Source organism: Stenotrophomonas capsici (genome assembly GCF_034961085.1).
Taxonomy (GTDB): domain Bacteria; phylum Pseudomonadota; class Gammaproteobacteria; order Xanthomonadales; family Xanthomonadaceae; genus Stenotrophomonas; species Stenotrophomonas capsici.
Genome location: NZ_JAYFUH010000249.1, coordinates 1005540 through 1029691 on the forward strand (window position 1 = coordinate 1005540; position 24152 = coordinate 1029691).

Genomic DNA, 24152 nt, shown 5'->3' on the forward strand with positions numbered 1-24152 from the left:
TGGATTTGTGTGAGCTACGACACGGAGTGACGTGTGCGCTGCAGCAGGTGTGCAATCTGCAACATGTGAAGAGTGTGTGTAGATCAGTGATTTCTGACTTGTTGAAAATCACTATACCGACGCGTGTTGGCGAATGTACACTCGCGCCGCAGGGGCTGGATTCCCGTGTGTTGTATCGGCGGTTGTCTGGTTCCCTTTAGAGGAACTTTCTCAACGAGGGATCACGATGGATGTGAAGGCAATAAGCGCGGTCGCCTATCGGCCGATGATGGCATTGGTTCTGTTGTCCGGTCTTGCCGCGTGTGCGTCCGCACCGAAGAAGCCGGTCGCAGTGCCATTCGAAACGACCATGGCGAATGCCGAGGCACAGGTCGCAACGGTCGGCGCGGATGCATCGATCAAGGCATTCGAAGATGCGGCGAAGTCGGATCCAACGCGCAAGGAGCCTTGGGTGCGTATCGCGCAGTTGCAGTTCGACCAGGGGAATTACGCGCGTGCGATCGTTGCGGCCGAAGAAGTGCTGCAGCGTGATCCGGATGACCTGGTGGCCGATGGCGTTCTCACCGTAGCCGGCTTCCGCGTGGCGAACCAATCGCTGCAGCGACTGCAGGGGCGTGGCGTGCTTGCCTCCGAGACCGCGCGCCGGGAAGCACAGACGCTTGCCGATACGCTGCGCGCGACGATGGGCGATGCGGTGCTGGTGGCGGAAAAGCCCAAGCCGCGCCCGCGCACGCCGGCCCGGTCGACCGGGCGTCGCGCCGCGACGGCAGCACCGGCCTCGGCTCCGGCCGCGGCGCCGGAACGGCCGCAAACACGCAGCGATAACTCCGATCCCTTTCAGAATATCGGCAACTGAGCCAACGAGCTCACAGTCAGGAGACACGTATGGCCAAGAAGGACAGTGTTCAGAAGCGGCTGCAGAAGATCCGGCCGCCGCGCGTCCAGCTCACGTATGACGTTGAGAAGGGTGACGCCATCGAGCAGAAGGAGCTGCCATTCGTGGTCGGCGTGCTGGGTGACTTCAGCGGCAATCCGGAACAGCCGCTGGCGAAGGTGAAGGACCGCAAGTTCGTCAGCGTCGACCTGGACAACTTCGACGAAGTGATGGAAGGCGCCGCGCCACGCGCGGTGTTCCGTGTTCCCAACAAGATCAGTGATTCGGGCGGTGAGTTCGGCGTCGAGCTGAAGTTCAATTCGATCGACGACTTCCGCCCGGAAGCCGTGGTCGAGCAGATCGAGCCGCTGCGGCGCCTGCTGGAGTCGCGCACCAAGCTGGCCGACCTGCGCAACAAGCTGGCGGGCAACGAGAAGCTGGAGGACCTGTTGACGGACGTACTCAACAACACCGAGCAGCTCAAGCAGCTCGGCGCGGGCAAGGGGGAGTGATCTATGTCGGTTGAAGCCAGCCAGTTGGGCGCAGCAGCAGCGGTCACCGAAGAGGTCGGCCTGCTCGACCAGATCGTCGAGAAGAGCAAGGTCGCCAAGTCGCAGACCGAACACGAGCGCGCCAAGGACATCATTTCCGCGTTGGCGCAGGAGGTGCTGGATGGCACGGTGGTGGTGTCCGACAACCTCAACCTCACCCTCGATGCACGCATCGCCGAGATCGACCGGATCATCTCCGAGCAGCTCAGCGCGGTGATGCATGCCAAGGAGTTCCAGCAGCTGGAAAGCAGCTGGCGCGGCCTGCACTACCTGTGCTCGCAGACCTCCACCGGCCCGAACATGAAGATCAAGGTCTTCAACGCGCCGAAGAAGGACCTGGTCAAGGACTTCAAGTCCGCGATCGACTTCGACCAGAGCGCGCTGTTCAAGAAGGTCTACGAGGAAGAGTTCGGCACCTTCGGTGGTGCGCCGTTCGGCGCGCTGATCGGCGACTACTTCCTTGGCCGCCAGCCGGAGGACATGTACTTCATCGAGCAGATGTCGCACGTGGCCGCGGCGGCGCATGCGCCGTTCATTTCCGCGGCGGGCGAGGGCATGTTCGGCTTGGAGTCGTTCACCGACCTGGGCAAGCCGCGTGACCTGGCCAAGGTGTTCGACACCGTCGAGTACGCCAAGTGGAAGTCGTTCCGCGAGAGCGAGGACAGCCGTTACGTCGGCCTGACCATGCCGCGCTTCCTCGGCCGCCTGCCGTACAACCCGAAGGACGGCACCACCGTGGAGGGCTTCAATTTCGTCGAGGAAGTCGAGGCCGCCGACCACAGCAAGTTCCTGTGGTGCAACACCGCCTACGCCATGGGCGCGCGCCTGACCCAGGCGTTCGAGAACTATGGCTGGTGTGCCGCGATCCGTGGCGTGGAAGGCGGTGGCCTGGTCGAGGACCTGCCCACCCACACCTTCCGTACCGACGATGGCGAAGTGGCATTGAAGTGCCCGACCGAAGTGGCCATCACCGACCGCCGCGAGAAGGAGCTGAGCGACCTGGGCTTCATGCCGCTGGTGCATTGCAAGAACACCGACTACGCCGCGTTCTTCGGTGCGCAGTCGGCGCAGAAGGCCAAGAAGTACAACACCGACTCGGCCAATGCCAACGCGATCCTGTCGGCGCAGCTGCAGTACATCTTCGCCGTCTCACGCATCGCCCACTACCTCAAGGCGATGATGCGCGAGAAGATCGGCAGCTTTGCCTCGGCCGGCAACGTCGAGGAGTTCCTCAACCGGTGGATCGCCCAGTACGTGTTGCTGGACGACAACGCCAACCAGGAAGCCAAGGCGCAGTTCCCGCTGCGTGAGGCTTCCGTGCAGGTTTCGGAAGTGCCGGGCAAGCCCGGTGTCTACCGCGCGGTGGCCTTCATCAGGCCGCATTTCCAGCTCGATGAGCTGTCTGTTTCGTTGCGTCTGGTGGCCGAACTGCCGGCTTCCGCGAAAAAGGCGTAACGGTTTTGCTGTTGCTGTAGCGTCGGGGGGACCCCTGTCCCTGTACGCAGCGACGCGATTAGAGGGCATAGCCCCCTGAACCGCCGGGCCCCCCCGCCCGGCAACCCAAATCTCACGGAAGAACGGAACTTAGGAGACCAGATATGCAGCACGCTTTTCTCTCGATTGACACCATCAAGGGCGAGTCGCACGACGACAAGCACAAGGACTGGATCGAGATCCAGTCGTTCTCGCAGGACCTGTTGCAGCCGCGTTCGGCCACCGCGTCGACCTCCGGCGGTACCACGGCAGCCCGCGTGAACCTGTCACCGATCGAAATCACCAAATCGATCGACCTCGCCTCCACGGCCCTCAACCAGGCCGCCGCCAACGGCACCACCTTCCCGAAGGCCCGCGTGGAGTTCATGCGCGCCGACAAGGACGGCAACGCGATCAATTACTACCTGGTCGAGTTGATGAATGTGCTGGTCCACCGCGTCACCACTACGGTGGACAAGGAGGGCATGCCCCAGGAGGTTGTTCAGTTGAGCTTCGGTGCCATCAAGTGGACTTACCAGCAGCAGAAGCCGGAAGGCGGTGTTGGTGGCAAGACCGTGGCGCAGTGGAGCGCAACCAAGAACATCCCGAACTACACCGTGTGATGTTGTGTCGCTGCGATGGCGCCTCGTGCGCCATCGCAGTCTGATCCGGCGGGGCCAGGAGCGGCCTTGCCTCGCTGCACCGCTGCCGCATGCACGGATGCCGAAACCTGAGTGGATGGACCAATGAAGGGACTCGAACCCAGTCTGCTGGAAAAACTGTTCGACGATACCCCCAAGCAGCCGGGTGCCGGGCCGGTATTCAAGTCCGTCTCGCTCGAGCAGTACAAGGAATCCATCGCACGCGACCTGGAAGGGCTGCTGAACTCCCGCGCCGCGTTCCAGGAGAGCGACATGCAGGAGTTCCCGAACTGCCGCCAGTCGCTGCTGACCTACGGGCTGGCCGATTTCTCGGCGATGAGCCTGGCCAATGCCTACGACCGCTCGGCGATCTGCCGTTCGCTGGAACAGGCCGTGGCACGCCACGAGCGACGCCTGAAGAACATCAACGTGCACCTGGACGCCGGCAACCAGTTCGCCGGCGGCCTGCACTTCACCATCCATGCGCTGCTCGACCTTGAGCCGGCGCGTGAGCCCGTCAGCTTCGATGCGATGTTGCAGCCCTCGACATTGCAGTACCAGGTGACGCGCGCGCGTCGCACGCAGGCCGGCTGATGCAGGACCTGCTGCCCTACTACGAGCGCGAACTGGCTTACCTGCGCCGCTATGGCCGCGAGTTCGCCGAGCGCTACCCCAAGATCGCCGGGCGCCTGCAGCTGTCGCCGGAGGGCAGCCAGGACCCGCATGTCGAACGCTTGATCGAGGCCTTCGCGCTGCTCAGTGCGCGCGTGTCCAAGCGCATCGAGGACGACTACCCGGAGTTCACCGACGCGCTGCTGGACGTGCTTTACCCGCATTACCTGCGCCCGTTCCCGTCGTGCTCGATCGCGTACTTCGACATGGACGGCGTGGCATCCAAGCTCAGCGCGCCGGTCCGCATCCCGCGTGGCACCGCCCTGCAGAGCCGGCCGGTGCGTGGCGTGCCCTGCGACTTCCGCAGTGCCTATGACGTGGTGTTGGCGCCCATCGGCGTGCAGCAGGTGGTGTACCGCGGGGTGGCCGAGGCCCCGATGGCAACGACCCTGCCGGCCGGCGCGGGCGGGCAGATCTCGCTGGGCTTCCAGCTGCTGTCCGACCAGTTGGGGTTCTCCCAGCTCGGCACCGAGAAGCTGCGGTTGTTCCTGGACGGCGAACCCTCGGTACGCGCGGCGTTGCGTGATGCGCTGATGTACGGGGTCAAGGCCGCCTATGTCGAATCGGACGGCGACGGCCGCTGGCGACGCCTGGAGCAGGTGCCTCTGGAAGCGGTGGGGTTTGCCGACAACGAGGCGTTGATCGATTTCCCCGCGCGCTCGCATCCGGCCTATCGGCTGCTGACCGAGCTGTTCGCCTACCCGGAGAAGTTCGGCTTCGTCGACCTTCACCTGCCGACGGTGACCGCCGGCGCCAGCCGTCGCTTCACCTTGCACCTGGTGCTGCAGAGTGCCGGCAACGACCGCAGCAACACGATGGTCCTGGAGGAGCTGGGCGTGCACAACGTGCGCCTGGGCTGCACGCCCATCGTCAACCTGTTCAAGACCAGCGGCGAGCCGATCCGTGTCACCCACCGTACGGTGAACTACCCGGTGTTGGCCGACGCGCGGCGCGCGTTCGCCTACGAGGTGCATTCGATCGATTCGGTGCACCGCATCCGGCAGACGCCGCAGGGCGAGGTGATCCAGGCATTCCGGCCGTTCTATTCGCTGCACCATGGTGAGGACCCGGAGCGGACCGGGCAGTACTGGGTCGCGCGCCGCGACGAGGACGTCGCCCGGCAGAGCCCCGGCTTCGAGATGGAGATCAGCTTCGTCGACCTGTCCTTCAACCCGGTGTTGCCGCAGACCGATACGGTCAGCGTGGAACTGACCTGCAGCAACCGCGACCTGCCCAACCAGCTGCCTTACGGCGCGGCCGGCGGTGACCTGAGCATGGAAGGTGGCAGCCCGGCCCGCTCGATCGGCCTGCTGCGCAAGCCGACCAAGCCGCTGCGATTCCGCCATGGGCGCAACGCGCAGTGGCGGCTGATCTCGCACCTGTCCTTGAACCAGCTGTCGCTGACCGGCAGTGGCCTGCCGGCGCTGAAGGAGATGCTGCGCCTGTACGACCTGTCCGGCTCCAACGTCTCGGCGCGCCAGATCGACGGCATCCTCGGCCTGGAACAGCACCCGGCCACCACGTGGATGTCCGGCCGCCAGTTCGCCTCGGTGGTGCGTGGCCTGGAGATCCGCCTGACCATCAATGAAGCCCACTTCGTGGGCACCGGTGTGGCCGCCTTCGCCCAGGTGATGGACCACTTCTTCGCACTGTACGTGCACGCCAACAGTTTCACCCGACTGGTGCTGGTTTCCGGCGACAGCGGGGAGGAGATCGTCCGATGCCCAGCGCGCAGCGGCGAATCGATCCTGGCGTAGCGCAGCAGCTGCTCGCCGAACCCCACCGCTTCCAGTTCTTCCAGGCGGTGCGGTTGCTCGAGCAGGTGTTCCTGCGCCAGGGCGTCACGCCCGGGCAGGCGGTGCCCATGCGGGTGCGTTTCCGCAACACGCTCTCGCTGGGGTTCCCGGCGACCGAGCTGTCCTCCGAAGGCACGGTGGTGTCGCTGAAGGGCGAGACCCTGCAGGACGCGCAGGCCATCGAGCAGGCGCTGCACGACGAGACGCTGGGCGAGGTGCACCTGACCCCGCAGTTCATGGGCCTGCTGGGCACGGCCGGTGCGCTGCCGCTGCATTACACCGAGACCCTGCAGCTGCGTGAGCTGTACCAGCGCGACCGCACCGCGCGCGCGTTCCTGGACATCTTCTCCACGCGCGCGGTGTCGCTGCATTACGCCGCATGGAAGAAACACCGCCTGGCCCTGCAGTACGAGTTGGACCGGCGCGAGCGCTTCCTGCCGCTGGTGCTGTCGCTGCTCGGCATGGGCATGAGCGAGCTGCGCGACCGCCTGCACGAGGGCCAGGGCGAGATCTTCGACCAGGCCGTGGCGTACTACGCCGGCGCGGTGCGCCAGCGACCGGTGTCCGCTGCGTTGATGCAGCGCGTGCTGTCGGACTACTTCAAGGTGCCGGTGGAACTGGAGCAGTTCGTCGGTGCCTGGTATCGCGTGCCGTCCGGGCAGGCATCGCGGCTGGGGCAGGCCAATGCCGTGCTCGGCGCCAGCGCGCTGGCCGGCGACCGGGTCTGGCAGCGTGACCTGCGCATGCGCCTGCGCATCGGGCCGCTGCGACGCGACCAGTTTGACGACTTCCTGCCCGGCGGCAGCGCCGCCGAAGCGCTGGCCAAATGGTTGTCGCTGTTGACCGGTGGCACCCTGGAATACGAGGTAAGGCTGGTGCTGCGCGCTGACGACGTGCAGGGCAGCGCATTGGGCGAAGGTGGCGGTGCGCGCCTGGGCTGGGACAGCTACATGACCACGCGCCCGCAAACGGCATCGCGCGAAGACACGACCTATGGCATCCACACGTTGCAATGACCCCATGCCCCTGGCGCCGGCGCCGGGGGCACCCGAACTGATCCAGCATGGAGTGCGCGTTTCTGCATGAGCATCAACCTCAAGACCCTGATCAGCAAGTTGGACGACACCTGCCGGCAGGCCGCCGAGCGGGCGGCAAACCTGTGCATGTCGCGTGGCAACTACGAGGTGGACCTGGAACACCTGTTCCTGGCCCTGCTGGAACAGCCGCAGTGTGACTTCGTGTTGATCGCCCGGCGCAGTGGCATCTCGCCCGAGTCGCTGGAGCGCGACCTCAACGACGAGATCAGCCAGTTCAAGACCGGCAACAGCCGCACGCCGGTGTTTTCGCAGCACATCCCCAAGCTGTTCGAGCATGCCTGGCTGATCGCGTCGCTGGACTCGGAGACCACCCGCATCCGCAGCGGCCACCTGCTGCTGGCGCTGCTGACCGAGCCGGACCTGGCGCAGCTGGCGTATCGCGGTTCCAAGCTGTTCGTGCGCTTCAAGCGCGACGAGCTCAAGCACGACTTCGCCAAGCTGACCGAGGGCTCGCAGGAGTCCGTGCAGACGGTGCGCTTCGCCGATGCCGCTGCGCCCGGCGCAGAAGGTGCGGACGGCGACGATGCCATGCCCGGCGAGGCCAAGGGCGGGCTGTCCAAGACGCCGGCGCTGGACCAGTTCACCACCAACCTCACCCAGCGTGCGCGCGAGGGCAAGATCGACCCGGTGATCGGCCGTGATACCGAGATCCGGCAGGTGATCGACATCCTGATGCGTCGCCGTCAGAACAACCCGATCCTCACCGGCGAGGCCGGCGTGGGCAAGACCGCGGTGGTCGAGGGCCTGGCCCGGCGCATCGCCGAAAAGGACGTGCCCGAGGTGCTGCAGGGTGTTGAACTGCACACGCTGGACATGGGTTTGCTGCAGGCCGGTGCCAGCGTCAAGGGCGAGTTCGAGAACCGCCTGAAGAACGTGATCGACGAGGTCAAGAAGAGCCCGCACCCGATCATCCTGTTCATTGACGAAGCCCACACCATGATCGGTGCCGGCGGCGCTGCCGGGCAGAACGACGCGGCCAACCTGCTCAAGCCGGCATTGGCGCGCGGCGAGCTGCGCACCATCGCCGCCACCACCTGGGGCGAGTACAAGAAGTACTTCGAGAAGGACGCCGCGCTGGCCCGTCGTTTCCAGGTCGTGAAGGTGGAGGAGCCCAGCGAGGCGCTTGCCGCAGCGATGCTGCGTGGCATGGTCGGCTTGATGGAGTCCCACTTCGGCATCCGCGTGCTGGACGAGGCCGTGACCGAGGCCGTGCGCCTGTCGCATCGCTACATCAGCGGCCGGCAGCTGCCGGACAAGGCGGTCAGCGTGCTCGACACCGCCTGCGCCAAGGTCGCCTTGGGGCAAAGCGCGACGCCGGCCGTCATCGAGGACACCCGCAAGCACATGGACCGCCTGCAGGCCGAGATCGATGCGCTGCAGCGCGAAACTGCCGGTGGCAACGACCAGCACGGTGAACGACTGGCCGAGCTGCATGCGCAGCAGGCCGAAGCGCAGGCCGTGCTGGCCAACAACGAAGAGCGCCTGGGCCGCGAGCGTGAGCTGGCCGGGCGCGTTGCCCAGTTGCGGCAGCAGCTGGAGCAGGCGCCGCCGCAGGCGCAGGGCGAAGCCGTCGAGGAAGGCGAGGGCGATGTCGCCGTCGCCAAGCCGGCCAGCAAGCGCAAGGCCGCCAAGCCGGCGCAGTCGCCGCAGCATGCCGAACTGGCGACGCTGCAGGCCGAGCTGAAGCAGTTGCAGGGTGAAACCCCGATGGTGCCGCTGCAGGTGGATGGCACCGTGGTGGCGGAGATCGTGTCGGCCTGGACCGGCGTGCCGCTGGGGCGCATGGTCAAGGACGAGATCCGCACCATCCGCTCGCTGGGCAACCTGCTGGTGGAGCGCGTCATTGGCCAGGACCACGCGCTGGATGCCATCGCGCAGCGCGTGCGTACCGCCACCGCCAAGCTGGAAGACCCGAACAAGCCGCGGGGCGTGTTCATGTTCGTGGGCCCGTCCGGCGTGGGCAAGACCGAAACCGCGCTGGCGCTGGCCGACATCCTGTATGGCGGTGAGCGCAAGCTGGTCACCATCAACATGAGCGAGTACCAGGAAGCGCATAGCGTGTCGGGCCTGAAGGGGTCGCCGCCGGGCTACGTGGGCTACGGCGAAGGTGGCGTGCTCACCGAGGCGGTGCGTCGCAACCCCTACAGCGTGGTGCTGCTGGACGAGGTGGAGAAGGCCCACCCGGACGTGCTGGAGATGTTCTTCCAGGTGTTCGACAAGGGCGTGATGGACGATGCCGAAGGCCGCGAGATCGACTTCCGCAACACCCTGATCATCCTCACCTCCAACATCGGCTCCTCGCAAATCATGCAGGCCTGCCTCAACAAGCCGGCCGAGGAGATCCCGGCCGCCGATGCGCTGGCCGAGGCGCTGCGCCCGATCCTGATGCGCAGCTTCAAGCCCGCCTTCCTGGGTCGCCTGAAGGTGGTGCCGTACTACCCGATCAACGACGACGTGCTGGTGAAGATCATCACGTTGAAGCTGGGTCGCATCCGCGACCGTGTCGTGGCCAACCACAAGGCCACTTTCAGCTGGGACGACAGCCTGGTTGAAGCCGTGTTGGCGCGTTGCACCGAGGTGGATTCGGGCGCGCGCAATGTGGACCACATCCTCAACGGCACCCTGTTGCCGGAGATTGCCGAAAGTGTCCTGGCTGCGATGGCGGAAGGAGACCGCATCAACGCCATCAAGGTCACCGCCGGCAAGAAGGGTGATTTCAAGTACAAGGTTTCTTGATTACCAGCAAAGGAGAATGACGATGGAATTCTATGGATTTGACCGCGAAGCCGCCCTCAAGCATTGCGACAGCCTGGAGGTTGGCCTTGCCCGTGACCTGGACCGCGTCCGCGCCTGGAACCGGGTGCGCCCGGAACACGTGATCGAACTGCTGGATACCGCTGCACCGGCCGCACGCTGGGAAGCGCGCAACGTGGCCGCGCAGATCAGCCGTGGCTCCTGGCGGGTGCACATGGACGCGGCGGTGGTCGGCAAGCCGCAGCTGGTCAGCAACGCGCGCGAGGTGCAGATCACGGCCGGTGGCCGCGACTATCGGCTGAAGATCAGCGAAGGCGTGCGCCTGCAGCTGGAAGAGATCGTCCAGGGCGTGTGACCACTCCCGCGCGCACTGGCCGGTACCGGCAATGCGCGGGGCAGGGGGCTGCACGAATGCAGCGGTAGCGTGAACGGAACGCATGCCTGAGGGGGCAGGCACGCGTACTGCAAGGCAGGGAATGACCATGGATCTGGCAAGCAACATACTGGCAGCGCTGGCGGGGCCGGCGCATGCACAACGCTTCCTGCGGCTGCATACCGCGCTGGGAAGCGAGGTGCTGGTGGCTGAAACCCTCGATGGCGTCGAGCAGGTCGATGGCCCGGGCTTCCAATGGACCATCACCGCGTTGTCCACCGATGCCGGGTTGGACCTAGGGCCGCTGGTCGGCCAGGCCGCCCTGCTTCAACTGCAACAGGCCGACGGCAACCTGCGCCCGCTGCATGGCCGGATCACCGCCGCCGAGCGCATTGGCAGCAATGGCGGCCTTGCCCGCTACCGCCTGCGCCTGCAGCCATGGCTGGCGTTCCTGTCCCAGCGCGTGGACAGCTACGTGTTCCACGACAAGACCGTCGTGCAGATCGTGGAGGATGTGTTCGCCGACTACGGCGTGTTGGCACCGGCGTGGCGCTGGTCGTTGCGTGATGCCAACCAGTACGCGCGGCGCAGCCTGACCACGCAGTACCAGGAGAGCGACCTGGCCTTCGTGCAGCGCCTGCTCGCCGAAGAAGGCATCTATTACTGGTTCGAGCACGAGGGGCAACCTTCGGACGCGGACTTCGGCAAGCACACGCTGGTACTGGCCGACCACGGCCACGACGCCACCGATGCGGGCAGCGTGCGTTTCCATCGGCGCGATGAAAGCGAGCGCCGCGACACCGTGCAGCGCTGGGACGTGGCGCGGCGGTGGCGCACCCACCGCGTAGAGCGCGCGACCTGGGACCACCGCACCCTTGAGCGCCGACAGGCCAGCGCCGCGGCGGAGAGTGCCAGCGACTTCGGCATCGTCGACCGCGACACCGGCGGTCCTTACGGTTGGCAGGACAATGCGCGCGGGCAACACCGCGCCCAGCAGCACCTGGATGCGCCGCGCGTCCAGACCCATCAGATCGAAGGCGCCGGCCAGTGGCGGGCGCTCGCACCCGGCACCCGGTTTGGCCTGCAGCAGCATCCGCAGGTGCAGGGCGATGCCCGCTTCTTCTGCCTGTCGGTGCAGCACCAGGCGCGCAACAACCTGGACGCCGATGTGTTCGATGCACTGGAGCAGCTGCTCGGGCCTGCGGCCATCGCGGTACCGTCGCTGCCTGCCGCACTGGCCGGCACCGCCCAAGCCGATGCGAGCCGCAGCGTGGAGACCGCCTTCTACGACAACCACTTCGTCGCCGTGCCGGCCGAGGTGAATTACCGGCCGCAGACAGACGATGGCCATGGCGGGCGCCTGCATCCGCGCCCCACCATCACCGGTACGCTCAGCGCCATCGTGGTCAGTGACGGCGAGCCACTGCTGTCCGACCGTGACCACCGCATCAAGGTGCAGTTCCCGTGGCAGCGTGGCGGCAACGGCAGCAGCGGGCGCGATCATCCCGGGGGTGACAACAATGCCAGTGCCGACGGCAACGCCTGGACCTGGGTGCGCGTGATGACGCCCTGGGCCGGCGACAACTGGGGCGGCGTGGTGTTGCCACGGCGCGGCCAGGAAGTGCTGGTGGCCTTCCTGGAAGGCGACATCGACCGGCCCGTGGTGGTCGGCAGTCTTTACAACGGCCGCGGCCAGCAGGATGCGCAGCACAACCAGATCAACGGCGGCGGCGCCAACGCCACCGGCAACGCGGCGGCCTGGTTCGAAGGCAACGACCACGCCGCGGTGTTCACCGGCTTCAAGAGCCAGGCGCTGGCCGAAAGCCAGTCCGGCACCGGCGGCTACCAGCAACTGCGCTTTGACGACACCCCCGGCCAAGGCCGCACCCAGCTGTCCACCACCCAGCACGAAAGTGCGCTCACCTTGGGGCATATCAAAGCGGGGCAGGACAACGTGCGTGGCGCCGAGCGCGGCTTCGGCGCCGAGCTCTCCACCCGCGCCCAGGGCAGCCTGCGTGCCGGCAAGGGCCTGCTGCTGACCACCGAGCAGGGCGCACAACAGCTCTCCGCGTCGCAGGCGCTGTCGCAGCTGATGGAAGGCCAGAACCTGTTGAAGTCATTGGCCGACTCGGCGAAGGAGCAGAAGGCGCAGCTGCCCAAGGACCAGGATGAACTACCTGCGGACAAAATGCTGAGCGAGTTGCAGGAGCAGCTCAAGGCGACGCAGGGTGGCAGCAGTGGTGGCGCCATCGCCGGTGGCGGCGGTGAGGCGCCGGGTTGGAGCGCACCGGCACTGCTGGGCAGCGGCGTGGCCGGCGTGCTCAGCCTGACGCCTGCCGACCAGGCCTGGGTGAGCGGCACGCACACCCTGCTGAGCGCGGGCGTGGCCCTGAACTGGATGACGCAGGGTGCGCTTACCCTGGCCGTCGCCAACGGCCTGGTCGTCTACACCGTTGGCCAGAAGGCACGGGGCGAGAGCCCCAACCAGGAGAGCGGCATCGCGTTGCACGCCGCGCAGGGCAAGGTCAGCGCCAGGGCGCACAAGAACCTGGCCAAGGTGGCCGCCAAGACCGACGTGCGCATCGCCAGCACCGAAGCAGACGTGCAGTTGTCCGCACCCACCAAGCACCTGCTGGCCAATGCCGCCGGTGCGTACATCCGGATCGAGGGCGACAACATCGAGCTGGGCGCGCCGGGGAAGATCGAGTTCAGGGCAAGCCAGAGGGAGTGGGTGGGGCCGGCGAGTACAAGCGGCTCTCAATCCATTCCGGAAGCCGAGCTGAAAGCATGCCCTACCAAGGATGATGCGGCAGCTGCATCTGGCGCCGCTTTTGTCTGAAGATGGATACAAGCCAAAAAAAGCAGTCCATTCAACGGTTTCTGGCTGAGCGTGCGGCTGGTTCGGAACACGGGCTTGTCGTGATGCTGGATCGCTTCCTGGATCGCGGCGCGGGTTTCCAGGAGTTCGTTGGCCGCGATTGCCATTCGGTTGACGTGTGTTTGAAGCACCCTGCATTCACGGATGTCTGCCGCACGCCGCGACTTGTTCATATCAGGCCAGAAGACTCCGACCTGATTGCGCGCGTCCTCGACCTGGCGTTGCGAGAGCAGGCCTTCCCTCTACAGGAAGCTGCTGCCGGATTGTCCGTGGCCGGATGGATGGAAACGGATGCTCCGCTGGAAGTCTTGGCCAGGCATTTCGCAGTAACAATGGAGCAGCGCCTTGGGACGACCGGCCAACTGCGGGTGTTGCGGATCTCCGATCGACGCGTACTCGAGTTTGTATGGGCTCTTCTGGATATCCCTCAGCGGCGCTCGTTGTTGGGCCCCATCACTCATTGGCATTTTATTGATCGACGCGACGAGATACAGAGCCTTGCTCTTAAGGACGGCGATCAACGCCACGAAGTTTCCGGCCAGAGGCTGCGACTCGATCACGCACAGTGGCTGGAGTTGGAGCAATGTCAACAGGTCCAGGAGATGGCTCGTGGTTGGAAAGGCATGGTTGATGTGCTTCCCAAGGATTACCTTCGCCAGTTGCGTGCGGCGCTTGCCTCCGCAAAACGTCTTGGCTTGTCGGTAAATCACGATATTCAACTGTTGGCGGCCTACATATTGCAGATTCATCCTTTGCTCGCCAGCCATCCCACGGTGGTTGCGTTGGTTGAGCGCTCAGTAGCCGAGCGGTCACCGTTGATGGATGCCTTGGCTGAGATTCCCGATCCGGAGGGTTGGGACCAGATCAAGAGTGAACTGGGGCCGGTCAGGTTCCCCTACTTTGCCTTCGACACGGCGCAAACTTAAGGAACACAGGAATGTTCGACGGTAACCAGCCGATAATGACTTACGGCCCCAGGGCCATTCAAGCCGCGAGTGCAGCAAGCCGATGTGGCCAAGGCGGTTGTCCATCGTGTGTGAAAACAGGATTGCCCGTGCTGGTGGTGAGGCCCGGGGTGGTCGCCAAGCCTTTCATGTCCAATATCCAAGGACATCTTTCCCCATTGCTGCGGGGGATCGGCCTGCCCAAGCTCAAGTACCTCGATTACGCAGCGCGCACGCTGCGCGAGGGGTACCTTTACGCTTTTTATGAAAAGGCCCATACGCCGGAGATCAAGGCACAAGGTGGCTGGCAGGTGAATCTGGTGGACGAAGGTGGCTACCTGACCCCGGTTCCGCTCTCGCCTATTCCATTGGTCGGGGTGGGTGAAGTGCCGCGATTCTCGTGTGAGCGCACGGCCGGTTATGCTGCTGCGATGTTGTTTGTCATTCCCGATGCGAAGAACACGGGAAGAGTATGGGTTGCTTTCAGTGAGAACCCCTGGGCTCCCAAGGTCTTGGAACGCTACGCAAAAGACGAGGGCTTGCGGAACAGGAGAATGACCTGCATCAACGCTCCAGCAGCGTCGTGCCCGGCGTCGCTCCCGTTCACTGCGGGTTCTGCAGAGCAACTCATCTACGACTACTCGTACACGACCGTGGCATTGGCGGGCGATGCTGGGCCATACCCGCGCTGGAGCCCGCGCATGGCTAGCGGACTTTCCATGGAGCTGAAACTTCCGGGAACGGCGCCCCCCCGGATGCGTTCTGAGGTCGCGCAGGATGTTGTGGTTGCTGCCAGGGAAATGCTGTCGCGGGGGCGCAACCAGTATTCCGAATCTGATCTGCGAATGGTCATGGTTGATGATGTTGTGGGCATTGCTCATGAAACAGCGGTGCTGCGCACAACCTACTTCAAGAGTGCGAGTGACTACGTCCTTGGCCGTGCCGACGGAAACGCGGAGAAGGCTGACTGGATGCTCAAGTCGGCCCTGAGCATAGAAGGCTTGATGGGAAGCCTGAGGCAGGCAGGCCAACGTAAGCAGCAGGAGTACGACGAGGCAGGGTATTCGCGCTATCACAACACCTCGATGATGCACGACGTATTTGTGCAACTCCAACAGGGCAAGCAGCTCCCGGCTGAAGCGGAGTTTGTGCCCAATAGGCAGGTGCATGTCGCCCCAGGCGGTCCATTGGCTTCAGGCTATCCCGTTTCTGATTACTCGGTTCCTGGAAGGGTGGTACTGCCTTCCCCGGTCAATCAGGCGGAGGAACAGTGCGAAAAGCTCCGTAAGAAGCTTCGTGGACGGGGAGCGAAAGCGGACTATCGGAGTTTTCTCGACGCCTACGAGACGCATGCTCGAAGGGACGCGGAGGGAATTCTGGCAATGGAGGGGGATCATTTCGATTGCCTCGATTGCGCCCCGAGAAAATTCCTGTTCGAGTACGACTTCGATGAGGACGATAAGCTCAGCGGCTTCTTCTATGCGTGCACCGCTGCCCGCGTCCTTCATGGCGGCCATATCACCGGCAACACCGCACAGGAGCAGGGGGAGGCTGGCGCCGGCAATCTGGGGAAGGGCAAAGGCGGGGAATGGTATGCGCGCTACCTTGGCGATGACCCGACCTTGAAGGAAAACATCCTGTTGAGAGCGTTGCTTGGCAATACCTCGCAGGGCTTCAAGGAGTGGCTCGACAAGCGGGACGGGCACTTCGGCATGATGGGTAACGTTCTCGATAATGTTGAGGAACTTTCGAGGAATCCCGCGGCAGCGGGCTGGGTGAGGTTCGGAGGGAAGCATTCGAATGCATTGCGCATGCTTGCTTCCGGGTATGTGTCCGGGTTGCTGCCGATTGTCGGGGGGGCGGCATGTCTGCTTCAGTTGGCAGGGCGCATGACGCCCGTCGCCGTGGCGCGGATGACGAGTTTGATCTCATTGGTAAGCAATGCCGGTGCCCGCCACGCTGGCGCCACTCTGGTCGGCGTCACCATGCCGCTGTATAAGGCGCTGCGCATATGGCGGCGGATGATGATAAATACGCAGGATGCGGCAATCGCCGCAGGACGTGTCACCGCAGCGAAAGGAACGGCGGTCGTCAACTTCAGCAGCATGCTGAAATCGATTGGCGCGACTGCCGCTGCTGACACGTTGGTTGAAGTCTACATGTGGGTGGATAAGGCTCCGCGCGAGATGGAGGCTTGGGCGCAGGCAAATGCGCTGAAGTCGGTTGCGCTGACAGGGGCCATTCGTCAAGGATCGAGAGCGGCCCAGTACGCCATTCGATTGATGCCAGGCGTAATGAGTGGAGCCTGGACTCAGGCGACCCGCCATATCAACGGGGCCACGCTTGCACAGCTGACAGGGACAAGCGGAAAGGTATTGGCCAATGGAACGGCGATCATGGCCGGTGGTGCCGGGGTGCTTTCTGTTCTTTCGATCATGAAGAACTATGAGCAGTTTTCCAAGGGAAATGAGGCGGAACGGGCGGAGGCGGCAATAGGAATTTTGACTGGTTCCCTTGCGTTCGCTGGTGCAGCGTTGACGCTCCAGGAGCAGATCTATAGGGCAAATGCGAACAATCTGGGCGCGGCAAACATGAAAATGCTGGCGGGAAGGTTGGTGGCTGCAGCGTCGTTTGTGGATGCCTCTGTCAGCGTTGTTAGAGCTTTTCGCGCGCGATCGCGCGGCGACTATGGGGCTACCGGTATCCTGTTGTTTCAGGCCCTCGTGCTGGTGGGTGCGGGTGCGGCGGCATGGGCTGCGGCCGTAGGATCGTCTGCAACGTTCCTCGGGCTGGGGATGACCGGCTGGGGTTTGATTCTTGCTTTGGTTGGCGTGGGTTTGATTTTTGTTTATTACTATTTCAAGGATTCGCCTTTGGAAGAGTGGGCGGCGAGGTCCATATGGGGTGAAAATTCTGGAGGGGGGTTTAGGGGTTTGGCGGAAGAGCAGTTGAAACTGAATATGCTGCAGTCCGGTGCCAAGTTTGAGTTTGAGGATAGGTTGTTTACGGATATGAATACTCCTGGCGGTAAAGGAATATTCTCCAATATAACGCCATGGATGGTTCTTAAGAATATACTCGGTGACAAAGATCGCCTGAAGCGGGGAGGGGTGCGTGAGGGCTGGGTTAGGATCACTATGCCCAGTGAGCTCAAGAGTACGGTCCGCATTTGCATAGGAGTATATGCAAGAAAGACTTTCAGTAGGCGTATGGTGCTGGCCGGGGCATATTTGCCTGGCGATATGCCCTTGGGTGTTCTCATGAATGAGTACCCGAATGTTGTAGATATTCGTGATGAGGCTATCGATCTTGGGATCGAGAAGAATGAGAGTGGAGTCTTTGAGTTGGTGGCTGCATTCGGAATTCCTAATTTCAGGTATACAGACGCGCATGCAATTATCTGGTTGCAGGAGATGGAAGAGGATGCTGTTGACTTTGCGGAATCTTCGTCAAAGATAAAGTTGATGGATGGTGAGGGTTCGTAATGCTTAGAGAAACAACAGTGGCGGTGTGGAAGAGCGCTGAGCCGGAAGTGGTATTTGTGTCGGAGCTTTTGAAGAATAATGCTCATGCACGACGCGCTCCATTTCGTATTCTTCCATCGAATCATGGCGAGTCATTGAATGTCGATCCGGTTGCATTTGATGCTGTGCTGCGAATCCATCCTGATGCGTTGGAGGTGGGCACGGTTCGTGGCGAATACTCCAAAAATGTCAGCTGGTCAAGATTTTCCGCCTTCTTTATGTGGGGTTTTGGCGTTTTTCTGCTCGCTGTTATTGTCGTGGCGATTGGGCAGTCGGCGAAGTTCGCGGGTTTTTATGATTTGATGTTTTTTGGTTTGCTTGGATTTATGTCGTATTTTATGTTGTGCTTCGGATCTTATTTTTGGCGCTCGGCTAACATTAACTCTCTGGATGACCCTGTCATGTTCAACAGGAAGTCTAGATTGGTCTACATCCTTCCCTATATAAGTGGTGGCTTTTTCAAGTTCTGGAAGAGCGGTTCTCATGGAACTCCAGTCTCCTATAGGTGGGATGACCAGATCAAGGCGCGCATCTACAGCTACATCTATTTCCGAGGGGCGAACCTCGCTTCCGAAGGTTTCGAGCTGGGATTGCTGGCGATCCGCGAGGGAACCGGTAACGAAGTCGAGCATCTGATCCAGTTGGGTGTCCAATCCAACGGTTTCGACAGCACACAGTTGGCGCTGTGGGAGCACATCCGGCAGTACATGGAGGAAGACGGTCCGCCGCTGCAGCCAGGCGACAAGCTGCGCGCAACGGATCTGTCGCGTGTCCCAGAGTTCCCGCCTGAGATTATTGCCGCAGCCGGTGGCCCGGCATTGGATCAGGAAGCTATTGATCAGTTGGTACAGCAGAAGGCGAGGCCATAATCAGGAACGGATGCTTCCTTCGTCCTTGCAATGCGATGCACGGATGCACGGATGCAGGCCTGGTGATGTGGGCTTCTTCAGAGGAGAGAGATGATGTCGATCATTGAGTGGTCAGCACAACCTGATAATTGGACGTCACTAGCTAACGGATGCATCTCTTGATGCTTCGCGAGACGACAGTAGCGGAATGGAAGAAGGCCGAACCGGAAGTCGTGTTTGGGCCCGAGCTCTTCAAGGAGAACGCGCATGCGCGGCGTGCGCCATTTCGCGTTCTACCTGCGGATCATGAAGTGTCATTGGAGGTCGATCCGGTTGCTTTTGATGCCGTGCTGAGAGTTCATCCCGATGCGCTGGAGGTGGGCACTGTTCGTGGCGAGTATTCGAAGGACATAGGGTGGTCTAAGTTTTCGGCATTTTTTATGTGGTCTTTTGGGTTGCTGTTTTTCTCCCTCATGGTTTATGTGAATATTTTATCGATCCGCTTTGAAAGAGGCATTGATCTATTCATAATTGCAACTTTTGGTTTCGGCGCATATTTCATGTTTTGCTTTGGCTCATACTTTTGGAGATCCGCCAGAATTAACTCTCTGGATGATCCTGTCCTGTTCAACAGGAAGTCCAGGCTGGTCTGCATTCTTCCCTATATAAAGGGTGGATTTTTCAAGTTCTGGAAGAGTGGTTCCCATGGAGCGCCCGTCTCCTACAGGTGGGATGATCAGATCAAGGCGCGTATCTACAGCTACATTTATTTCCGAGGGGCGAACCTCGCTTCCGAAGGTTTCGAGCTGGGTTTGCTGGCGATCCGCGAGGGAACCGGTAACGAAGTCGAGCATCTGATCCAGTTGGGTGTCCAATCCAACGGCTTCGACAGCACACAGTTGGCGCTGTGGGAGCACATCCGGCAGTACATGGAGGAAGACGGTCCGCCGCTGCAGCCAGGCGACAAGCTGCGCGCAACGGATCTATCGCGTGTTCCAGAGTTCCCGCCTGAGATTGTTGCCGCAGCCGGTGGCCCGGCATTGGACCAGGAAGCTATCGATCAGTTGGTACGGCAGAAGGCACGGGTGTAGTGACCCACTGAATCCGTGCTCAGGTGTCTGTTTTCCCAACGGAGACACCGATGAGCGAACTGATGGACGAAGAGATCAAACGCTGGGCCGCCGGCGCAAGTCGGCGCTGGCCCTCGATATCACCTCGGGCAAGACGAAGGCGGCTGCAGCCAGCCATTGGTTATGGGCGTGGCAGTAAGTACATGATTACCGAACACCGCCGTCTGGCTAGCACTCGTGGCGCGGGTATGAGTGGCCCGAAAAGACTGGCTTCGGGAATATTGGGGTGCGTGCGAGTTCTTAGTCCTCCCAGTACAGGTGGCGTGTTGAGTGCGACGGATAAGGGCGGGGTTCGATGGGCTATGGGATATTCTGGAAGTGAGTTGTCGATGGTAACCGTGCGTCTCAGATATATGCCGGAAGCTGTTTCGCAGCCGAACCTTGTGATACCAGCGCCTGATGGTTTGTGTAGATCAATCACGATGGCTGACGCGATATGATCTCGGAAGATCGGCTGCGCGCAAGCCCCGCTGAAGAAGTGTCGCTTGATGGCGGTATCCCGTTGATCGTGCCACGACGCCGGCCTATGTATCCCTTGCCCCTTAAGGGTAAGTATGGTCGGTCAGATGATCTGGTGCTCGACGTGAATTTCAATTCGATGAGAATTTCCTCCGGAGGAAGCGGCTCCATTGCTGCGAATGGGGGTATATTCTTCTTGATGCTTATTTGCGTGGGCATGGTGTTTCTTGGGGGCTGGGTTATATTTAATGAGTATCAAAGAACTGGCTCGGTTGGTATTTCTATAATATTTGTATGCGGTTTTATTTTTTCCATATTTGGAGGAGGGGCGTTTGGTTTTTTAAGGCACTTGATGCGTGAACCTGTCGTTTACCCGTTGCTCATTGATCGGAAGAATGGGCGGTTGGTGCAAATGCAAGGCAGTCAGCGAGTGGAGGCTCAGTGGAATGATCTGCGCCCATATATTGAGCCAGTCACCAGTGTTAGTACGGCTGGCGCCTCCACCTCCTGCAATCTGCACCTGATCCAGCCCAGCGAGGATCGTAAACGCGCATGGAAGTGCATAATGGTGCAGAATGCCTTGGGTCTATACGATTGTCTGTCGACCTACGAATTTCTGGCGCGCTATATGGAGGGGGACTGGGAAGGGCTTCCTGATATTCATTTATTGCCAGGGGGGCGGCCTGGTTTCTGGGATGCTTATCGTTATGGTTTCTTTAATCCATGGATCGGCTTGCCTCGCTGGGAAGATCGCTCGCCTCGCTCACGTCGATGGATGTGGATCTTCACGCCGCTATGGACGATCCTGTTCTGGCCATTCGCGGTGATGCCTATCATTGGCAGTCGCTTTGGTTACATTCCAAAGTTCAATTCTCAAGATCTGACGCAGGCCGAGTATGACCCTGTGCGTGACGGTCCTGTGCCGGCAGTACTGCGGAGCAAGATCAAGCCCCCGCAGCCATTAGCTGCAGGTGAGAAATTGCTGTACTGGATCTCCTTGGGTGGAGGTACTTCCGTTTGGCTTGGGTTTGGTCTGATGATGCTGTTGCTAATGCTGGATTGACCAAGATGGGTTCCAGCGGGCCATGTTATTTCGAACTGCCTACTCACGAAGGACTCGGAGCGATGTGGAGCTGCTGTTTTCGGCTCGGCGTCCAGTCCAACGGCTTCGACAGCACACAGTTGGCGTTGTGGGAGCATATAGCGCAGCGACACCGTGCAGCGCTGGGACGTGACGCGGCGGTGGCGCACTCACCGCGTGGAGCGCGCGACTTGGGGCCACCGCCCCCTTGAGCGCCGACAGGCCAGCGCCGCGGCGGAGAGTGCCAGCGACTTCGGCATCGTCGACCGCGCCACCGGCGGTCCTTACGGTTGGCAGGACAATGCGCGCGGGCGACGCCGCGCCCAGCAGCACCTGGATGCGCCGCGCGTCCAGACCCACCAGATCGAAGGCGCTGGCCAGTGGCGGGCGCTCGCAGCCGACACCCGGTTTGGCCTGCAGCAGCATCCGTATGTGCAGGGCGATGCCCGCTTCTTCTGCCTGTCGGTGCAGCACCAGGCGCGCAACAACCTGGACGCCGACGTGTTCGATGCACTGGAGCAGTTGCTTAGGCCGGCGGCCATCGCTGTACCGTCGCTGCCTGCCGCACTGGGCCGGCGACAACTGGGGGGGGGGGGGGCGGCTCTCCAATCATGACCCAGGTCCCAACTGGTGTTTACGAAGCATGGGTTCGACTTTACGTTCCGGTTGAGCTCCGGAAATTGGTTCGTTGTGAGCTGGGCTTCTCTGTTTACGAAAGCGTAGAACAGAGGAAACAGTGGAAGCTTAATTCTGATGATAGGATTATTGATGGCGCAGGAATAAAGGTGCTTCCTTTTATAGAAAGTGGCAGCTCGATGGAGCGACGATTGGAGATGAATCGTTCCGCCCTTTCGAAGGGTGTTGGATATGTAAGGGTCTGCGATTCGCCTGCGGACGGGGTGTTATTAATGAAGTTCTGGAGTGAGTGATGTCAAAAGAAAACAATCCGGACTATCAAGTGTTGGTTCCTGTCTGCAAATCAGGTGAGCCCTGGTTCGAATTTGATGCTGATATTGGAGGCAAGACATCTTTGCCCGTGCTCTCCCCGTATCGCGCTGCTCAGCCGGCAAAGGATATGCCGGCACACGAGAGGGCGAGCGGCTGTGATTCCATTTTGGCAGTGCATGAGGACGCAATTGTTGTTGGGGCGCCAGCCGGAACCTCGGATGCATTCGCGATGTTGGTTGTTTTCTCTGTGCTTTTTTTTGTCGCGGCAGCTGGGATGATGTATTTGTCGGTTGATGCATTTTTGGCGCATGTCAATGCTGAGGTCGGCTTTAATTTGCCGATCTCTATAATCGCCTCATTGGTCTCACTGTTTCTATTGAACTTCTCATTTTTCTGTTTTCGGCTGGCTTTCTTGACTCCCCGAGATCAGCCGGTTGTTTTCAATAGGAGAACGGGCGAGGTTCATTTCTTTACGATAATTCCAGTGCGTTTCTGGAAGTTCTGGAGCCTGGCTGGCGTTGGAGCGGTAAAGACGCGTCGTTGGGAGGATGCCTACGTACGGAGCTACCATGTAAACGAGTTGACCGGAGAGGCAATGCGCTCGTCTTACTCGTTGGCGCTCCTTTGGGCTGCTCCGGCGACGCGTCGTTTGTGCACTGACGTCGTGAACATTGGCTATAAGGGCTGGTGGGAAGATGAGTTACTTTGGAGGCTCTACGAACACATTCGTCGCTACATGGAAGAGGGAGGGGCACCGCTTCCAGAGGGGGAGCGCCTAAGGACGTCGGGCCATGGAAAAATGCCTGAGTTCCCGCAGCATGTGATCCTTGCCGCAGGCGGGCATGCATTGAGCGAGGCGGAGATCATTCAGCGATTTAATTCGCAACGGTGAACTGGCGGGACAACATCAAGCTTAGCTTCGCGGAGTTGATCTGGCCGGCGGTCCGTGCCCTAGTCGGAGTGGCATCCGGCGACTGGATTGCCTGGGACATTCGGGAGGCAACCAGCTGATCTCTTGCAACACGGGTTGCTTCAACTGGTTATGCTGGATGATGACCCGCCCCCAAGGAGAGCAGCTTGCATAGGAGGAATTCACTTATTGCCCGCCGCGCAGCGAAATGTGTTTGATCTATTGGGATTAATCGGAATTATGGATTGGTCGAGCGGCGACATCTTTGGGGGCGGAGATGGTAAGGAATGAAATCGAGTTATTGTCATTGAGACGATGAAGAGCGAATCTCCGCCCCTATTTGAATGACCTCGCTGCACTTTCTCCGTTCCAGTGGGTGGGCCGTGAGGGTCTTTGGTGGTGGCTGGTTGATATGAGGGAGAGTACCAGTCAATCACCCACTCGAATCCATGGTCGATCATGTCATATAACCCAAGTGGGGTAGGTGGGTATAAGCCAATAGATGAAAAGTAGGTCCGTGCATTGTGTTTGGTGGCGAAGTCCGCGTAAGAATTGTAGTTGGCTACATTTCTTCCATTATCGACCACTCCGTTATCAGTCGGCCAGACGATAAACTGCCCGCGATTTCGAGCAGCGAATTCCCACTGGGCTTCAGTAGGCAGGTCCATCTTTCTGCCAATCTCTCTTCCGATCCATTGGCAGTAAGCTTGCGCGTCGTTCCAGTCCACCCCGGCAGCCATGTTGGGTAGGTCGCGGTAGCTCAAATCCATTTCTTGCTGTGCAATCTTTGGTTTTCCCATTGCGGCAGTGAAGATGTCGAAATCTTCATAAGTTACCTTGTAAGCACCCAGGGAGTAGTCACTGAGTGTTACTTCATGCAGGACGTCATCGTTCCGGTCACCTGAATATGGCAGGTTGACTTTAGGATCTATGGGGCCGAAATCCCCCATCAAGAACTTCCCGCCCTCGATGGCGACGAGGTTCTTCAATGTCTTCTCCTTCAAGGCGTCAATCCTCTGCTGAAGGGCTGGATCGACAATGCCATGAGAATTGGGACTTGGTTCAGCGTTGCAGCCGCCAGTAGCAAAAAGCGGAAAGGTCGTAATGCAGAGTAGTAGCGGTTTCCGTAGGATCATCGGTTTGCGTCATTGAGGCCGGAGGATTGAGTTGATCGTACCAGCCTGCATGTGATCGGATGG

General features: G+C 61.1%; 18 protein-coding genes. 17 read left to right on the forward strand and 1 reads right to left on the reverse strand.

The features are described from left to right. The first annotated feature begins 226 nt into the window (after positions 1 to 226). The 17 genes from VA603_RS17845 to VA603_RS17925 all read left to right on the forward strand — a co-directional run bounded on the left by VA603_RS17845 (position 227) and on the right by VA603_RS17925 (position 22935). Complete coding sequence (locus VA603_RS17845; protein ID WP_192288487.1) at positions 227 to 856, forward strand: tetratricopeptide repeat protein; 630 nt, start codon at positions 227 to 229, stop codon at positions 854 to 856. 29 nt (positions 857 to 885) lie between these two features. Further along, a complete protein-coding gene (tssB, locus tag VA603_RS17850; protein WP_132864113.1) occupies positions 886 to 1386 on the forward strand; it encodes a type VI secretion system contractile sheath small subunit in 501 nt (166 codons plus the stop codon). A gap of 3 nt (positions 1387 to 1389) precedes the next feature. After that, a complete protein-coding gene (gene tssC, locus VA603_RS17855) occupies positions 1390 to 2880 on the forward strand; it encodes a type VI secretion system contractile sheath large subunit (protein WP_192288488.1) in 1491 nt (496 codons plus the stop codon). Between the two features lie 143 nt (positions 2881 to 3023). Then, positions 3024 to 3521, forward strand: coding sequence for an Hcp family type VI secretion system effector (locus tag VA603_RS17860; protein WP_132864111.1), 498 nt, complete (start codon positions 3024 to 3026; stop codon positions 3519 to 3521). A 123-nt stretch (positions 3522 to 3644) separates the two neighbouring features. Continuing rightward, positions 3645 to 4133 carry a type VI secretion system baseplate subunit TssE gene (gene tssE / locus VA603_RS17865; protein WP_132864110.1) on the forward strand — a complete coding sequence of 163 codons (489 nt, stop codon included), beginning with the start codon at positions 3645 to 3647 and terminating at the stop codon, positions 4131 to 4133. After that, positions 4133 to 5968, forward strand: coding sequence for a type VI secretion system baseplate subunit TssF (tssF, locus tag VA603_RS17870; RefSeq protein WP_323439611.1), 1836 nt, complete (start codon positions 4133 to 4135; stop codon positions 5966 to 5968). Before tssE ends, tssF begins: the two co-directional genes overlap by 1 nt. Next, positions 5932 to 7023 carry a type VI secretion system baseplate subunit TssG gene (tssG, locus tag VA603_RS17875; RefSeq protein ID WP_192288490.1) on the forward strand — a complete coding sequence of 364 codons (1092 nt, stop codon included), beginning with the start codon at positions 5932 to 5934 and terminating at the stop codon, positions 7021 to 7023. The genes tssF and tssG overlap by 37 nt, the downstream gene beginning before the upstream one ends. Positions 7024 to 7089: 66 nt before the next feature. Next, positions 7090 to 9840, forward strand: a complete 2751-nt coding sequence (gene tssH, locus VA603_RS17880; RefSeq protein ID WP_323439612.1) for a type VI secretion system ATPase TssH — start codon at positions 7090 to 7092, stop codon at positions 9838 to 9840. Positions 9841 to 9862: 22 nt separating this feature from the next. Then, positions 9863 to 10213, forward strand: a complete 351-nt coding sequence (locus VA603_RS17885) for a hypothetical protein (protein ID WP_192288492.1) — start codon at positions 9863 to 9865, stop codon at positions 10211 to 10213. A gap of 127 nt (positions 10214 to 10340) precedes the next feature. Next, positions 10341 to 13070 (forward strand): type VI secretion system Vgr family protein, encoded by a 2730-nt coding sequence (locus tag VA603_RS17890; RefSeq protein ID WP_323439613.1) that lies wholly within the window; start codon positions 10341 to 10343, stop codon positions 13068 to 13070. A gap of 2 nt (positions 13071 to 13072) precedes the next feature. Continuing rightward, positions 13073 to 14035: a DUF4123 domain-containing protein gene (locus VA603_RS17895; protein WP_323439614.1), complete on the forward strand. Its 963-nt coding sequence runs from the start codon at positions 13073 to 13075 to the stop codon at positions 14033 to 14035. Between the two features lie 11 nt (positions 14036 to 14046). After that, positions 14047 to 17538: a T6SS effector BTH_I2691 family protein gene (locus VA603_RS17900; protein ID WP_323439615.1), complete on the forward strand. Its 3492-nt coding sequence runs from the start codon at positions 14047 to 14049 to the stop codon at positions 17536 to 17538. Beyond that, positions 17538 to 18446, forward strand: coding sequence for a DUF6708 domain-containing protein (locus VA603_RS17905; RefSeq protein WP_323439616.1), 909 nt, complete (start codon positions 17538 to 17540; stop codon positions 18444 to 18446). The genes VA603_RS17900 and VA603_RS17905 overlap by 1 nt, the downstream gene beginning before the upstream one ends. Before the next feature lie 161 nt (positions 18447 to 18607). Beyond that, positions 18608 to 19516, forward strand: coding sequence for a DUF6708 domain-containing protein (locus VA603_RS17910; protein ID WP_323439617.1), 909 nt, complete (start codon positions 18608 to 18610; stop codon positions 19514 to 19516). 475 nt (positions 19517 to 19991) lie between these two features. After that, entirely contained in the window at positions 19992 to 21077 is a 1086-nt protein-coding gene (locus tag VA603_RS17915) for a hypothetical protein (RefSeq protein ID WP_323439618.1), read from the forward strand. A 153-nt stretch (positions 21078 to 21230) separates the two neighbouring features. Further along, complete coding sequence (locus VA603_RS17920) at positions 21231 to 21710, forward strand: contractile injection system protein, VgrG/Pvc8 family (protein WP_323439619.1); 480 nt, start codon at positions 21231 to 21233, stop codon at positions 21708 to 21710. Positions 21711 to 22023: 313 nt separating this feature from the next. Further along, positions 22024 to 22935, forward strand: coding sequence for a DUF6708 domain-containing protein (locus VA603_RS17925; protein WP_323439620.1), 912 nt, complete (start codon positions 22024 to 22026; stop codon positions 22933 to 22935). Positions 22936 to 23135: 200 nt separating this feature from the next. On the opposite strand, the gene VA603_RS17930 is transcribed toward VA603_RS17925, so the two are convergent. Then, on the reverse strand, positions 23136 to 23942 hold the full coding sequence (locus VA603_RS17930; RefSeq protein ID WP_323439621.1) for a formylglycine-generating enzyme family protein: 807 nt from the start codon (positions 23940 to 23942) through the stop codon (positions 23136 to 23138). Between the last annotated feature and the right edge of the window lie 210 nt (positions 23943 to 24152).